We start from the raw sequence: 13,994 nt of genomic DNA, 5'->3' as shown, positions 1-13,994 counted from the left end.
AGCCAGGTAACTGGTGGAGGTGACCGGTACTAATAGGCCGAGGGCTTGTCCTCAGTTGCTCGCGTCCACTGTGTTAGTTCTGAGGCAACGACCGTGTTTTTTCCGGTCTAACTTCATAGTGTTTCGGTGGTCATAGCGTGAGGGAAACGCCCGGTTACATTCCGAACCCGGAAGCTAAGCCTTACAGCGCCGATGGTACTGCAGGGGGGACCCTGTGGGAGAGTAGGACACCGCCGAACAAATATTGGGAAAGGCCCACGCCACTGGCGTGGGCCTTTCTGCGTTTACCAGGAAGTTCAGCAGGAGGTTCAGAAAGTGACGTCCGCGGTCTCGACCGTGCCGCCCTTTCGGCCCGGGGCCTCCTGCCAGCTCCAGTAGAGGTTCGTGTGCGAGATGACCTGCTCCGGGGCCGGCGCGCCGTACGCGGTCAGGTCCTCCGTGGTGTGGGCGTCGGCGACCAGCGTCGCGTCGTAGCCGCGGACCATCGCGCCGTGCAGGGTGGAGCGGATGCAGGCGTCGGTCTGGGCTCCGGTGACGACCAGGCGGCCAATTCCTCGCTCGGCGAGTACGGACTCCAGCTCGGTGTCCTCGAAGGAGTCTCCGTAGCGCTTGTGGACGAGGGGCTCCGACGCGTCGCGGACGAGTTCCGGGACGTACTGCCACGGGGCGCTGTCCGGCTTGAGTTCGTCGCTGGCGTGCTGGATCCAGACGACGGGGACCGCCTCGGAACGTGCCCTGGCCAGCAGGGCGTTGATGTTGGCGATGACCTCGTCGCGGTTGTGGGAGCTGTCCACCACCCCGTTCTGCACGTCCACGATCAGCAGGGCGGTGTTCGGACGGTTCGGGAGAGTCGTCATGGCGGCCACCGTAGCCCCCGGCACTGACAGGCGGGTTGGCAAGCCGACCGAGAAACCAGGTGAGTGCGGTGGGCGGTGGGCGTTAGCGTGGCCGTATGAGTCCTATGACCAGCGGTGATTACGTGATTCGCGCGATACGGGCCGACGAGTGGGAGGCCGTCAAGCGGCTGCGGCTCGTCGCGTTGCGGGATCCGGTTGCGGACGTCGCGTTTCTCGAGACCTATGACGACGCCCTGGGGCGGCCGGACTCCTTCTACCGGGAGCGGGCGGCGCGTTCGGCGGAGGAGGCGAGTGGCGCGCGGCAGTTCATCGCCGAGACGGCGGACGGGGAGTGGGCCGGGACCGTGACCGTACTGATCGAGGAGGCCGGGTCCACGGACTGGGCCGGGTTCCCGGTCGAGCGGCGGCAGGGGCATGTGGTGGGGGTGTTCGTCCGGCCCGAGCACCGGGGGAGCGGGCTGGTGAAGGCGTTGTTCGACGCCGGTGTGGCGTGGGCGAGGGAGCGTGGCGCCCAGCGGGTGCGGCTGCTGGTGCACGAGGACAACCCCCGGGCCCAAGGGGCCTACCGGAAGGCCGGGTTCGTGCCGAGCGGCGTGACCGTGCGGCTGGAGGCGGACGCGGGGAAGCGGGAGTTCGAGTTCGTGCTGGAGTGGCCGGCCTAGACCGGCAGTTCCCGGTGCGGCCAGCGGGAGCGGGCCTGTTCGTGGGAGCGGAGCAGGGCGAGGGACGGCAGGCCCTGGTCGGTGCCGGTGGCCAGCAGGTCGGGGAGCTGGGGCAGCGGGGCGACGGCCGCCACGTCGTCCAGGACCAGCGTCAGTGGTGGGTCGAGCCGACCGGAGGATGACCGTTCGGCCATGCGCCGGCCGTGCTCGACCACGCTGGAGACGAGGGCCGTCAGGAGGGGCATCGCGCCGGGGTTGGTCCTGGGGTCCTCGATGGATTCACCGACCACATAAAGCGTGCCCCCTTCGGCGACGAAGGAATCCAGGGCGAGGGCATCGGTTCGGTTGGGTGTGCACGCCTCGCGGATGTTGACCGTGAAGAGGGCCGCGAGTGCCCTGGCCGTCAACTCCTGGGCGATGTCCCGGCGCTCGGGATGGGACGTGAGGGCGGCCTCCAGCTCGCCCGCGGCGCCGGGGGCGGCCTTCGGGTGGGTGCGGAGGGTCCGTACGGCGTCCTGGACGCCGGTGCCCTGGGCCCAGCGGTGGACGTGCCGCACCGTGCGGTTCTCCAGGGCGGCGGCGTGGAGGTAGCTGCGCAGGAGGGTCTCGGCCGTGTCGGTGACGGTCTGGTCGATCTTCGCGGTGGGCCGGACCGGGGCGAGGAGGGCCTGTGCGCGCCGGGTCGCGGTGGGCTTGTCCTCGCAGTGGGCCGTGGGGGACCAGTGGAAGCGGGCGGGGGTGTCGCAGAGGTGGTTGGGGTCGTAGAGGAGGACGGGGCCGAGTTTGGCTCTGGCGTCCTTCGTCTCCGACCACAGGGCGGGGTTCGAGGTGACGACGAGGGCGGGGCCGAGCGCGTCCTGGATCGCCTGGGTCGCGGTCGTCTGCCGGCTCTCCCGCGGTGCGACGTGGATCCTGGTCCAGGTGCCCGGCCGGTCACTGTGGGCCGGGAGGGGGGCGGGAGGGATGTCCTCCAGGGGGCGTTCCGGCTCTGTGGTGGGTGCCGGGACCGCCGGCGTCAGGAGGGCCTCCTGGAAGGCCGGCTGATAGGTCTCCTGGGCTCTTTCCGGTTCGGTGCGGGGCTCCGGGACCGGGGTGGCGCGTCCGGTCTTCGCCGTCGCCGCCCGTCTTCTCCTGCCGGCCCGCCACCGGGCGATCGTCCCTAGTACGAACACGGTGAGGACGATCAGGACCATCAGCTGGCCGATGAACAGGCCCCAGAACAGTCCCCAGCCGGCCAGCCGGTCCGCCGGTGTGTCCGGCCAGGCGCCCGTGATGTCGTGCGGGGAACCGACGAGATGGCGCATCGCGAGCGGGGTGTGGGAGAGGTCGACGGTCGACGGCCAGCTGCCGTGGGCGAACCACGCCGCCAGTCCCGTCGCCGTCCACACCAGGATCGTGATGCCGAGCAGGAACCCGAGTATGCCGACCAGCAGGCCGTCGGGGATCCCGCCGCCCTGCTGGTCGCGTTCCTGCCGAGGGTCCGGTCTCACGAACGGCCTCCCTACGCCACCGTCGATTCGGAGTCGCCGAGGTGCTGCTCCACGAAGGCCGCCGCCCTCTGCTCCGCTTCCAGTTCGGCGGCGATGAGGGCGTCGTCCGGGTTCAGTACGTCACTGGAGGACTCGGTCATCGCGCGGTCCGTGAAGACGAGCGGGCGTTCCGTCTCGGTGACCAGGTGTTTGACCACCTGGACGTTGCCGTTGACGTCCCAGACGGCGATGCCTGGGGTCAGGGTCGGGATGATCTCGACCGCCCAGCGGGGGAGTCCGAGGACGCGGCCGGTCGCTCGTGCCTCGTCCGCCTTCTGGGCGTAGACCGTCCTTGTCGACGCCATCTTCAGGATCGCGGCCGCCTCCTTGGCCGCCGCGCCGTCCACGACGTCGGAGAGGTGGTGGACCACCGCGACGAAGGAGAGACCCAGGCGGCGGCCGAACTTCAGCAGCCGCTGGAACAGCTGGGCCACGAACGGGCTGGCGATGATGTGCCAGGCCTCCTCGACCAGGAAGATGCGCTTCTTGCGGTCGGGGCGGATCCAGGTGTGCTCCAGCCACACGCCGACGATCGCCATCAGGATGGGCATGGCGATGGAGTTGCGGTCGATGTGGGAGAGGTCGAAGACGATCAGCGGGGCGTCCAGGTCGATGCCGACCGTGGTCGGGCCGTCGAACATGCCGCGCAGGTCGCCGTCGACCAGGCGGTCCAGGACCAGAGCGACGTCAAGGCCCCAGGCCCGTACGTCGTCTATGGCGACGTTCATCGCCTCGGCCGACTCCGGCTCGGGGTGCCGTAGCTGCTCGACGATGTCCGTCAGGACGGGCTGGCGGTCGAGGATCGACTCGTTGACGTAGGAGTGGGCGACCTTGAGGGCGAAGCCGGAGCGTTCGTCGAGGCCGTGGCCCATCGCGACCTCGATGATGGTGCGCAGCAGCGCCAGCTGGCCGGTGGTGGTGATCGCCGGGTCCAGCGGGTTGAGGCGGATGCCGTGGTCGAGGGCGGCCATCGGGTCGAGCCGGATCGGCGTTATCCCCAGCTCTTCCGCGATGAGGTTCCACTCGCCGACGCCGTCCTCGCCCTGGGCGTCCAGGACGACGACCTGGCGGTCGCGGAAGCGGAGCTGGCGAAGGACGTAGGTCTTCTCCAGGGCCGACTTGCCGTTGCCGGACTCGCCGAGCACCAGCCAGTGCGGGGCGGGGAGTTGCTGGCCGTAGAGCTGGAAGGGGTCGTAGATGTAGCCCTTGCCGGAGTACACCTCGCGGCCGATGATCACGCCGGAGTCGCCGAGGCCGGGGGCGGCCGTGGGGAGGTAGACCGCCTGGGCCTGGCCGGTGGAGGTGCGGACCGGGGAGCGGGTCGTCTCGACCTTCCCGAACAGGAAGGACGTGAAGGCTTCGGTGAGGACGGACAGCGGGTCCCTCATCAGCGCATCAGCCTCTACCTTCGGATTCCGGTGGCGAAGGGCAGTGTGTTCACGAAGGCGCGGTGGTGCTCGCGGTCGCACCACTCCAGTTTCAGGTACGACTTTCCGGCGGACGCCCTTATCGTGCGCTTGTCGCGGTTGAGGGCTTCCGGGGAGCGGGAGGAGACGGTGATGTAGCCGACCAGGTTGACGCCGGCCGCACCGCTGGCCAGGTCCTCGCCGCGCTGGTCGAGGCGGTTGTGGGCGGCGATGTCGCGGGGGTCGACGGTCCGGTTCATCTTGGCGGCGCGGGACGCCTCCGCCTCGTCGTTGGTCTTCTCGGTGAGCATGCGCTCGATGGCGACCTCGGTGGGTTCGAGGTCCATGGTGACGGCGACCGTGCGGATGACGTCCGGGGTGTGGACCAGGAGCGGGGCCAGGAAGTTGACGCCGACCGGTGTCATCGGCCACTCCTTCACCCAGGCCGTGGCGTGGCACCAGGGCTCGCGGGTGCTGGACTCGCGGGTCTTGGCCTGCAGGAACGTGGGTTCCATGGCGTCCAGTTCGGCCGGCCAGGCGTTGCGCTGGGTCATGGCCTGGATGTGGTCGATGGGGTGGTCCGGGTCGTACATGGAGTGGATCAACGACGCCAGGCGGCCCTGGCCCAGGGGCTGGCGGACGCGGATGTCCGCCTCCTGGAGGCGCGAGCAGATGTCCGTCAGTTCGCGGGCCATGACGACCGCGAGACCGGCGTCGCGGTCCAGCTTGCGGCCCGACTGGGGGCGGGACGCGCGGGCCATCGCCTGGGCCTCGGCGGCCAGTTCGCGGGAGTAGTGCATGCAGGCGACGAGGTAGGCGCGGTGTTGCTCGCTGCTGGTGGAGACCATGGACTGGAGCTGGTCGTAGGAGCGGGACAGCCAGTCCGGGGCCTTGTCGTCGCCGCGCTGGGCGACGTCCTTGGCGTGCGCGTCGGGGTCGGCGGGGAGGGTGCGGGCGAGCATCTGGAGGCGGGTGACGAAGCCGTCGCCGTTCGCCACGTGCTTGAGAAGGGTGCCGAACCGGTCGACGAGGGCTTCCTGGTCCTCGGAGTCGCGCAGGCCGACGCCGGGGCCCTCGATCTCGATGGCGGCGGTGACCGTCTTGCGGTCCGCGTGCAGGAGGACGGCGATCTCGTCGGGGCCGAAGGGCGCGGCGAGCCAGGTGATGCGGCCGATGCCGGGCGGCGGGCCGATCTCGACCTCACGGCCGTCGAGGCGGGTGCCGGCCTCGGAGGCGGTGGAGCGGTAGACGGTGCCGTTGCGCAGCGTCCGCTTGAAACTGCGGTTGATCTCGAACCACTTGTAGAAGGTGCGGCGCTTGTACGGCACGTAGACCGCGGCCAGTGCGATCAGCGGGAACCCCATCAGGAGCACGATCCGCAGGGAGAGCACCGGGACGAGGAGCCCGCACATCATGCCGAGGAACGCGCCCGCGATGATGAGCACGATCTCGCCGGATTCACGGTTCCTGCCGATGATCGCGTTCGGCCGGGCGCGGCCGATGAGATACGTACGGCGGGGCGTGATCGGATGGGACAGGTGGGACTCTGTCGTCAACGCCCTTCACCTCCCGAGCTGTTGTTGCGGGTGTTGCTGGCGTGCGGGGTGTTCACCGGGCTGGGCGCCCGGGGTGCGGGTGCGGCGGAGGGGACAGTTCCGCCGCCACCACCGTTCGGGGTGCGCGTGCTGTGCGCGGCGACGCCGCCCGAGGCGGGGTTGGCCGGACGGGCTCCGGAGGCGCCGCCCCCGCCGCCGTTGTTGTCGGTGCGGGCGCTGTGGGTTCTGATGCCCTGGGCGACCAGGTTGGCGGGGCTGCTGATGACGGCGGCGGCCTTGCCCTCGGCGCCCTGCATGATGCGGTTGCTGCGGCCGTTCGCGATCTCGTCGCCGAAGCCGGGCACGAAGCGGTAGATCATCGCGCTGGCGAAGATGGCGAGCAGGATGATGGCGAGGCCGGAGACGACCGCGGAGAAGGAGTCCGGGCCGGCGTCGGAGGACAGGGCGCCGGCGAGGCCGAGCACTATCACGATGACCGGCTTGACGAGGATGACGGCGATCATGATGCCGGCCCAGCGGCGGACGTGACCCCAGAGGTTCTTGTCGACGAGGCCGGCGTAGACGACGGTGCCGAGGAGGGCGCCGACGTAGAGCAGGGCGGCCCTGATGACGAGCTCCAGCCAGAGGACGCCGGCGGCGAGGATGCTCACGAGGGAGACGACGATCAGCATGATCGGGCCGCCCCCTATGTCGGTGCCCTTGCTGAGGGCGCCGGAGAAGGTGCCGAAGAACGTGTCGGTCTGGTCGCCGGTGGTCTTGGCGAGGACGTCGGTGACGCCGTCGGTGGCCGAGACGACCGTGTAGAGGATCAGGGGGGTGAAGGCGGAGGCCAGGACGGTGAGCCAGAGGAAGCCGATGGCCTCGGAGATGGCGGTGGAGAGGGGGACGCCCCGTACCGCGCGCTTGGCCACGGCCAGCAGCCACAGGAGCAGGGTGAGGATCGTCGACGCGGCGAAGACGACGGCGTACTGCTGGAGGAACTTCTCGTTGGTGAAGTCGACGTTCGCGGTCTCCTTGACGGCGCCGCTGAGCTTGTCGATGGTCCAGGAGGCGGCCTTGGCGCAGCCCTGCCCGAGTGAGGTGAGGGGGTCGAGGGTGGAGGTGAGGGGGTCGGTGGTGGAGCCGCTGCTGCCGGACCCGCTGTCGCTCTCGCAGTACTGCTTGGCGGGGCCGATCAGCAGGTTGCAGGAGTTGCTGCTGGCAGATGCGCTGGGAGAAGGCGACGGAGAAAGAGAAGCGGACGGTGTGGGGTCTGCCACGGCACGTGTGGCCAGCAGTACGGCGCTGGTCTGTACGGCGGTCAACACGCCGGCGAACCTCAGGGCATGACGCGGGTTACCGGGCATAAGTGAACCCTCCGTACTGCTCGACGGCCTTGCTGATGGCATCGGAGGTGGCGGCCTGGTCGTCGCCGGGAACCGGCGCCGGTCCGTCCGTCTGTGAGTCTGTACTGATCTTCCAGTCGCTGCCGGACCACTGGAGGTCGAAGGTCCAGGTCTTCCAGGTGGTGGTCACGGGGTTGGTCGAGGAGGTGCCCGACATGCCGATGAGTCCCATGTACCAGACGGAGACCTTGGCGTCGGCGTCGCTGTACTGTTCGGCTTTGGTGCCAACAGGGACGGTGCGGGACACGAAGGTGCTGCCCTGTGGCGCGTTGCCGCTGGCGTCGAGGCCCAGTTTGCCGAGAAAGCTCGACGAGTAGGCGGTGTCCAGGGCGTTCTGCAGTTTGGCCGCCGCGGTCGATGTGTAGAGGCCGTCGACGATCCAGTGTCGGCTCTCCTTGTTGAACATGCCCGTCGAGCCCAGCAGAACCGCGTAGTTGGCCGCCGCGCTCTGCGCTCCTTGTGCGCTGTGCGCGTATCCCGTCGGGATTCCGTCGCTCTTCGTCTCCACCGGCTTGGTCCCGCTGGCCGCCGTCGAGGAGGTGGCCGGTCCCTTGCCGGCGTTGCCGGCGTTGCCGGTGGTGTCCGAGGAGCCGTCGTTGCCGCCTCTGTTCGCGAAGGCGATCGCCGCGATGAGGAGGACGACCACGCCGACGACCGTGACCAGGCTCCGGGAGGAGGACCGGCCGCCGCGCCGGGAGGCGCCGCCGTACGGGTCGCCCTCGGGCAGCCGGGTGCGGGTGTGGCCGGTCTCCGGGTAGCCGGGCTCGTCTCCGAGGCTCATACCGGGTACTCCCCCTCCACGTCGTACCGGAACGCGTAGCAGTACGACGGTAGCCGTGCTGGTTCCCGCGCGGGCGCGGTGTGGTGACTCGACATCAGGGAGACGCAACCTCGGAGCGGGGGATACGGAGGTCCAGGCAGCTAGACGGCCATGCCGTACACGATGGTGAACAGGGTGCCGAGGGAGCCGATGATGAAGACCCCGGTCAGTCCGGCGATGATGAGGCCCTTGCCCTGTTCGGCGCTGAAGGTGTCACGGAGGGCCGTGGCGCCGATGCGCTGTTTGGCGGCACCCCAGACGGCGATGCCGAGGCAGAGCAGGATGGCGACGGCCATGACCACCTGGATCATCGTCTTCGCTTCGTTGCCGAGGCTGCCGAAGGGGCCCCAGTCCGGAGCGATTCCGCCGATGATGGTGTTGATGTCACCCTTGTCGGCTGCAAGGAACATGTAAGTCACCGCCCCTGGTGGGTAGTTCTGTCCGCCCCTGCCCGGTGCAGAGGTCACGCATCATTCTCGCCGACAACGCCGCCGGAGTATGTCGACTTGACGTCATTGATTGGCGGGTTTCGTACGAAGGGACCGTACGGTCACTCTGTGTATCACGGCAGGTCACGCCGGGCAATGAGGCCTGGGCGGAACCTGTGGTGTAGTTCCGTCGTTGTGCCCTTTTACGACCTGGCGGGGTTTTTGACGGCCAGTCGGGTGAATGCCACCGTCCCGATGTTCTCATGACGAACGGGCCGCGGCTGGTTGCCGCGACCCGTCGGGGAGTAGCCGTTACTGGTCGGACTAGTTGGCGAAGGCGGTGATGCCCTCGGGGGTGCCCCAGCCGGTCGGGCCGTCGTAGCCGGTGGTGGCGGTGCAGTAGTACGAGACGGAGCAGGAGCCGTTGTTGCCGCTCGTCACGTCGTTGAGCGACGAGGTGCCCGCGTAGTCGTACGGGTACTGGGCGGGGTAGGTGCCGCTGGCCGGGGTGCCGGCGAGGGCGTAGACGCCGGCGATGATCGGCGCGGAGACGCTGGTGCCGCCGAAGGTGTACCAGCCGGCGGTGACGCCGTAGGAGTCGTAGACGGAGACGCCGGTCGCCGGGTCGGCCACCGCGGAGACGTCGGAGATCATGCGCTTGGTGCAGCTGGTGTCGGTCTGCCAGCTGGGCTTGGCGTCGTAGGAGGAGCAGCCGGAGCCGGTGCCCTCGGTGCTGGACGTCTTCCAGACGGTCTCGGTCCAGCCGCGGGTGGTGGAGGAGGTGGACAGCTTGGTGCCGCCGACCGAGGTGACGTAGCGGGAGGCGGCCGGGTACTCGGCGCCGTAGGCGCTGTCACCGGCGGAGACGGTGATGGCGACACCGGTGTGGTTGAAGTACGAGGAGTCGTACGAGGTGTCGGAGGAGGACTCGCTGCCGCCGTAGCTGTTGGACACGAACTTCGCGCCCAGGGTGACCGCCTCGTTCACGGCCTTGCCCAGGTTGGCCATGGTGGCGCTGGTGGCCTCGACGAGCAGGATGTTGCAGTTCGGGCAGATGGCGGAGGCCATGTCGAGGTCGAGGGAGATCTCCTCGGACCAGCCGGCGTCGGAGGAGGGCAGCGAGGTGGTGGAGCCGGTCTGGCTGACCTTCTTGAAGCAGCCGTTGGCCGTGGTGCAGGCGGAGAGGCCGTAGTACGAGCGGTAGGTCGCGAGGTCGGACTCGGCGTTCGGGTCGTTGTACGCGTCGACGATCGCGATGGTCTCGCCCGAGCCGTTGGAGGCCGCGGCGGAGGTGAGGCCGTAGGCCGACCGGAGGTTGGTCGGGCTGTAGCCGGAGGGGGTGGACGCGTCGGCGGCCTTGGGGGTGATGCCGGTCTTCGCGGCCTGCTGCTTCTGGTAGGCGGTGAGGCCGCCGGTGACACGGTAGGAGTTGCAGGCGAGTTCGCCCTTGTGCTTGGGGGTGGCGCAGGGGGTGGCGGTGTAGGTCACCTTGGACGACGCCGAGGGTGTCGCGTCGGCCTGGACGGCGGTGCCGAAGCCGGCGAACACCAGTGCGGCCGTGGCCGCTGCGGCGGCGCCGATCCGGCGCCAGCTACCGCGGGTGGACGGTCTGTCGGCGGGAGTGGAACGCATGCGTGCAGCCTCCTGAGTTCCGGTACTTGGGGGTTGGAACAGGGGCGGTGCGGGTGCGATCTGGTGCTTTCGCCGTCGGTATGGGGGTTCGGCGGCGAGGGCGGCGGCCCGCGAAGAGAATCCTTTGTTGAGTACGCGACAACAAGAGGCTGCTGGAATCCTGACTTCCGCATTGCCGAACGGGGCCTTCGCGTGACCCTTCGATGACGGACCGTTGGATCGCGGGTGACGGGTACTTGACGTAACTCACAGCAGATGCACGGGAGTTGCCAAGGGACAACAAACCGCAGCCGTCGGGCACGGGAAAGACGGGCCACGGCCGGATGCCGTGGCCCGTCTCTCTTTCCCTGCCGCCGAGGGGACCCCACGTCCCCCTCACGGTGGCGGCTCCCCGTGACCCGACGGGGAGGTCAATCGGTGACGGGCTCAGCCGGTGAAGGCGTCGAGCCCCTCGGGGGTGCCCCAGCCGGTCGGGCCGTCGTAGCCCGACTTGGCGGTGCAGAAGTACGAGGTGGAGCAGGTGCCGTTGTTGCCGCTCGTCACGTCGTTGAGGGCGGAGGTGCCGGCCGCGGCGTACGGGTACTCGGCCGGGTAGTCGCTGCTGCCCGGGGTGCCGGCCAGGGCGTAGACCGAGGCGATCAGCGGCGAGGAGGCGCTGGTGCCGCCGTAGGTGTTCCAGCCGGTGCCGTCGGAGCCGTAGGAGTCGTAGACCGAGACGCCGGTGGCCGGGTCGGCGACCGCGGAGACGTCGGCGATCATGCGCTTGGAGCAGCTGGCGTCCGTCTGCCAGGTGGGCTTGGCGTCGTAGGCGGAGCAGCCGGAACCGGTGCCCTCGGTGCTCGACGTCTTCCAGACCGACTCGGTCCAGCCGCGGCTGTTGGAGGAGGTCTTCAGGGCGGTGCCGCCCACGGCGGTCACGTAGCGGGAGGCGGCCGGGTACTCGGCGCCGTAGCCCTCGTCACCGGCGCTCGCGGTGATGGCCACGCCCGCGTGCTTGTAGTACGAGGTGTCGTACGACGTGTCCGAGGACGACTCGGAGCCGCCGTAGCTGTTGGACACGAACTTGGCGCCCAGCTTGACGGCCTCGTTCACCGCGGTGCCCAGGTTGGCGTCGGAGGCCGACTTCGCCTCGACGAGCAGGATGTTGCAGTTCGGGCAGGTCGCGCTGACCATGTCGAGGTCGAGCGACTCCTCGCCGGCCCAGCCGCTGTCGGCGGAGGGGAGCGAGGTGGTGGAGCCGGTCTGGGAGACCTTCTTGAAGCAGCCGTTGGCGGTCGTGCAGTCCGACAGGCCGTAGTACGAGCGGTAGGTCGCGAGGTCTGCCTCGGCGTTCGGGTCGTCGTACGCGTCGACGATGGCGACCGTCTCGCCCGAGCCGTTGGAGGCGGCGGCGTCCGTCAGGCCGTAGGCGGACTGGATGTCGCTCGGGCCGTATCCGGTGGGGGAGTCGGAGGCGGCGTTCGGCTTGACGGTCTTCGGCGTGACGCCCTCGAGGGCGGCCTGCTTCTCCATGAAGGCGGTGGTGCCGCCGGTGACCCTGAGGGCGTTGCAGGCGGCGTAGCCCGCCTTCGGGGTGGCGCCGCAGCCGGCCTTCGCGTACTGGACGTGGGCCTTGGCGACCTGGGCCGCGATGGCCTTGGCGCTGACCTTGTGGGTCGCGGTGGCGGTCGCGGCGGCCGCGTCGGCGTGCGCCGCGGTGCCGAAGCCGGCCACGAGGAGCGCGGCGGTGGCGGCGGCTGCCGAACCGAGCTGGCGCCATCTACCGCGTATGTGGGGGGAGTTGGGGGTGGGCGTACGCAACGTACAGCCTCCTGGGAGAGGTGGGGCAGAGGCCTGCGGGTGGGGGACCACCGGCGTGGTTGCCGGTGGGGGCGGCGGCCCGCGACGAACCATCCCCTTGTTGAGTACGCGACAACAAGGCGGGTTTCGGAATCCTGACTTCCGCGTTACTGAAGCGCGGGAAGGGCTTACTGATCATTGGGGCCCGGATGGCCGGAAGTTGGGGTTCGGTTGACCCGGAGCCCCTTCGGGGCGGGGCTCAATGCGCGTTGATCGGGGCGTACCGAGCCGTTGCGTGACCTGAACCGAGCCTGGATCAGCGGGGCTTGAGGCCGTGCAGGACGAGATGGACGTGCTGGTCCAGGCCGGCGAGGACCGCGTCCGGCGCGAGGGTGCCGTTGGTGGCGAGCGCGGCCAGGCCGTGGATGCAGGCCGCGGCCGTGAGGGTGACGGCCTCCGGGTCGCCCTGGACGATCTCGCCGCGCCGCTGGGCGTCGGCCACCAGCACGACGAAGGAGCCCAGGGAGAGCTCGGCGGCGGTGGCCAGGTCGGTGCCGACGTCCGGGGCGTGCTTGCGGGAGTACATCAACTCCAGCAGCTCGGGGTTGCCCACGGCGAAGCCGACGTAGGCGCGGGCGAGTGCGGTCAGGCGCGGTTCGAGGGCGGCGTCCGGGAGGTCCGCGGCGGCCAGGGCCTGGTTCAGCCGCTCGTACCCGCTGAGCGCGAGCGCGTCCAGGAGGGCCTGCTTGTCCCTGAAGTGCCGGCCGGGGGCGGCGTGGCTCACCCCGGTCTCGCGGGCCAGTTCGCGCAGGGACAGCGCTGCGGGGCCCTTCTCGCGCAGGGTGCGCTCGGCGCTCGTGAGCAGGGCGGCGCGCAGGTCTCCGTGGTGGTAGGGGCGGCTTTGCGGCATGGGGGCCATCGTAACCCGATGTAGTCGCTGCCAGCTTTGTAGGCGACGTCAGCTTTGTTGTCGCTGTCAGCTTTGTTGTCGTTGACAGCATTGTTGTCGACGCCTACATTGGCGGGTATGGCTGAGAAGAATCGCACATGGAACGCGTCCGACCTTCCCGCACTCGCCGGCCGTACGGCCGTGGTCACCGGTGCCAACAGCGGCCTCGGCTTCACGGCCGCGGACGCGCTGGCCCGGGCGGGTGCGCACGTGGTGCTGGCGGTACGGGACCCGGAGCGCGGGCGGGCGGCCGCGGCGCGGGTGAACGGCAGCACCGAGGTGCGCCGCCTGGACCTGGCCGACCTCTCCTCGGTACGCGAGTTCGCCGCGGGCTGGGACCGGCCGCTGGACCTCCTGGTCAACAACGCGGGCGTGATGATGCTCCCGGAGCTGCGCACCAAGGACGGCTTCGAGATGCAGTTCGGCACCAATCACCTGGGCCACTTCGCGCTGACGAACCTGCTGCTGCCGTACGTCACGGACCGCGTGGTCACCGTCTCCTCGGGTTTGCACCGGGGCGGCGACGGAGTGATCCGCTTCGAGAACGTGAACCTCGAGGGCGCCTACACCCCGACCCGCGCCTACGCCCAGTCCAAGCTGGCCAACCTGTTGTTCGTGCTGGAACTCCAGCGCCGGCTGACCGAGGCCGGCTCCCGGGTCCGCGCCCTCGCCGCCCACCCCGGCTACGCGGCCACCAACCTGCAGAGCCACACCGCCAACCCGCTGGCCCGCCTGGGCATGCGGCTCGGCAACCGCCTCTTCGCCCAGGACGACCGCGCGGGCACCCTTCCCACGCTGTACGCGGCGACCCAGGACCTGCCGGGCGCGAGCTATGTCGGCCCGGACGGCCTGGGCGAGATGCGGGGAGCGCCGGCCCTGGTCGCCCGCAGCGCGGCGGCGAGCGACCCGGCGGCGGCCCGCAGGCTGTGGACGCTGTCGGAGGAGCTGACGGGGGTGCGGTGGCCGCTGGGTGTCGAGGCCGCGTGAACGC

The 13,994-nt window shown here is 69.8% G+C and carries 12 protein-coding genes and 1 rRNA gene; 3 read left to right on the top strand and 10 right to left on the bottom strand.

Annotation, left to right across the window (positions count from 1 at the left end; all coding sequences use genetic code 11):
• Positions 1-122: 122 nt before the first annotated feature.
• Positions 123-239 (top strand): 5S ribosomal RNA (rrf, locus tag ACZ63F_RS09790).
• 69 nt (positions 240-308) lie between these two features.
• On the opposite strand, the gene ACZ63F_RS09785 is transcribed toward rrf, so the two are convergent.
• Positions 309-857, bottom strand: a complete 549-nt coding sequence (locus ACZ63F_RS09785) for a cysteine hydrolase family protein (protein ID WP_469709940.1) — start codon at positions 855-857, stop codon at positions 309-311.
• Positions 858-952: 95 nt separating this feature from the next.
• On the opposite strand from ACZ63F_RS09785, the gene ACZ63F_RS09780 reads away from it, so the two are divergent.
• Positions 953-1,519 (top strand): GNAT family N-acetyltransferase, encoded by a 567-nt coding sequence (locus ACZ63F_RS09780; protein ID WP_469709939.1) that lies wholly within the window; start codon positions 953-955, stop codon positions 1,517-1,519.
• Here ACZ63F_RS09780 and ACZ63F_RS09775 read toward each other — a convergent pair.
• From ACZ63F_RS09775 to ACZ63F_RS09735, 9 genes are all read right to left on the bottom strand, one after another.
• Complete coding sequence (locus ACZ63F_RS09775) at positions 1,516-3,009, bottom strand: P-loop NTPase family protein (protein WP_469709938.1); 1,494 nt, start codon at positions 3,007-3,009, stop codon at positions 1,516-1,518. The genes ACZ63F_RS09780 and ACZ63F_RS09775 overlap by 4 nt on opposite strands.
• An 11-nt stretch (positions 3,010-3,020) precedes the next feature.
• The gene (locus ACZ63F_RS09770; RefSeq protein ID WP_469709937.1) at positions 3,021-4,436 is read right to left on the bottom strand and encodes an ATP-binding protein; all 1,416 of its coding nucleotides are present in this window, start codon (positions 4,434-4,436) and stop codon (positions 3,021-3,023) included.
• A gap of 14 nt (positions 4,437-4,450) precedes the next feature.
• On the bottom strand, positions 4,451-6,010 hold the full coding sequence (locus ACZ63F_RS09765; RefSeq protein ID WP_469709936.1) for an SCO6880 family protein: 1,560 nt from the start codon (positions 6,008-6,010) through the stop codon (positions 4,451-4,453).
• The gene (locus ACZ63F_RS09760; protein WP_469709935.1) at positions 6,007-7,356 is read right to left on the bottom strand and encodes a hypothetical protein; all 1,350 of its coding nucleotides are present in this window, start codon (positions 7,354-7,356) and stop codon (positions 6,007-6,009) included. Before ACZ63F_RS09760 ends, ACZ63F_RS09765 begins: the two co-directional genes overlap by 4 nt.
• Positions 7,346-8,176 (bottom strand): DUF8175 domain-containg protein, encoded by an 831-nt coding sequence (locus ACZ63F_RS09755; protein ID WP_469709934.1) that lies wholly within the window; start codon positions 8,174-8,176, stop codon positions 7,346-7,348. The genes ACZ63F_RS09760 and ACZ63F_RS09755 overlap by 11 nt, the downstream gene beginning before the upstream one ends.
• Positions 8,177-8,316: 140 nt before the next feature.
• A complete protein-coding gene (locus ACZ63F_RS09750; RefSeq protein WP_089101683.1) occupies positions 8,317-8,625 on the bottom strand; it encodes a hypothetical protein in 309 nt (102 codons plus the stop codon).
• Positions 8,626-8,967: 342 nt separating this feature from the next.
• Positions 8,968-10,275, bottom strand: a complete 1,308-nt coding sequence (locus ACZ63F_RS09745) for a S53 family peptidase (RefSeq protein WP_469709933.1) — start codon at positions 10,273-10,275, stop codon at positions 8,968-8,970.
• A 426-nt stretch (positions 10,276-10,701) separates the two neighbouring features.
• Positions 10,702-12,075 (bottom strand): S53 family peptidase, encoded by a 1,374-nt coding sequence (locus tag ACZ63F_RS09740; protein WP_469709932.1) that lies wholly within the window; start codon positions 12,073-12,075, stop codon positions 10,702-10,704.
• 295 nt (positions 12,076-12,370) lie between these two features.
• A complete protein-coding gene (locus ACZ63F_RS09735) occupies positions 12,371-12,973 on the bottom strand; it encodes a TetR/AcrR family transcriptional regulator (protein ID WP_469709931.1) in 603 nt (200 codons plus the stop codon).
• Between the two features lie 108 nt (positions 12,974-13,081).
• Here ACZ63F_RS09735 and ACZ63F_RS09730 point away from each other — a divergent pair, with 108 nt between their 5' ends.
• Positions 13,082-13,990: an oxidoreductase gene (locus ACZ63F_RS09730; protein ID WP_469709930.1), complete on the top strand. Its 909-nt coding sequence runs from the start codon at positions 13,082-13,084 to the stop codon at positions 13,988-13,990.
• The last annotated feature ends 4 nt before the right edge of the window (positions 13,991-13,994 follow it).

This window comes from Streptomyces sp. NPDC104761 (genome assembly GCF_055583445.1).
This window is presented reverse-complemented; position numbering and strand designations above follow the sequence as displayed.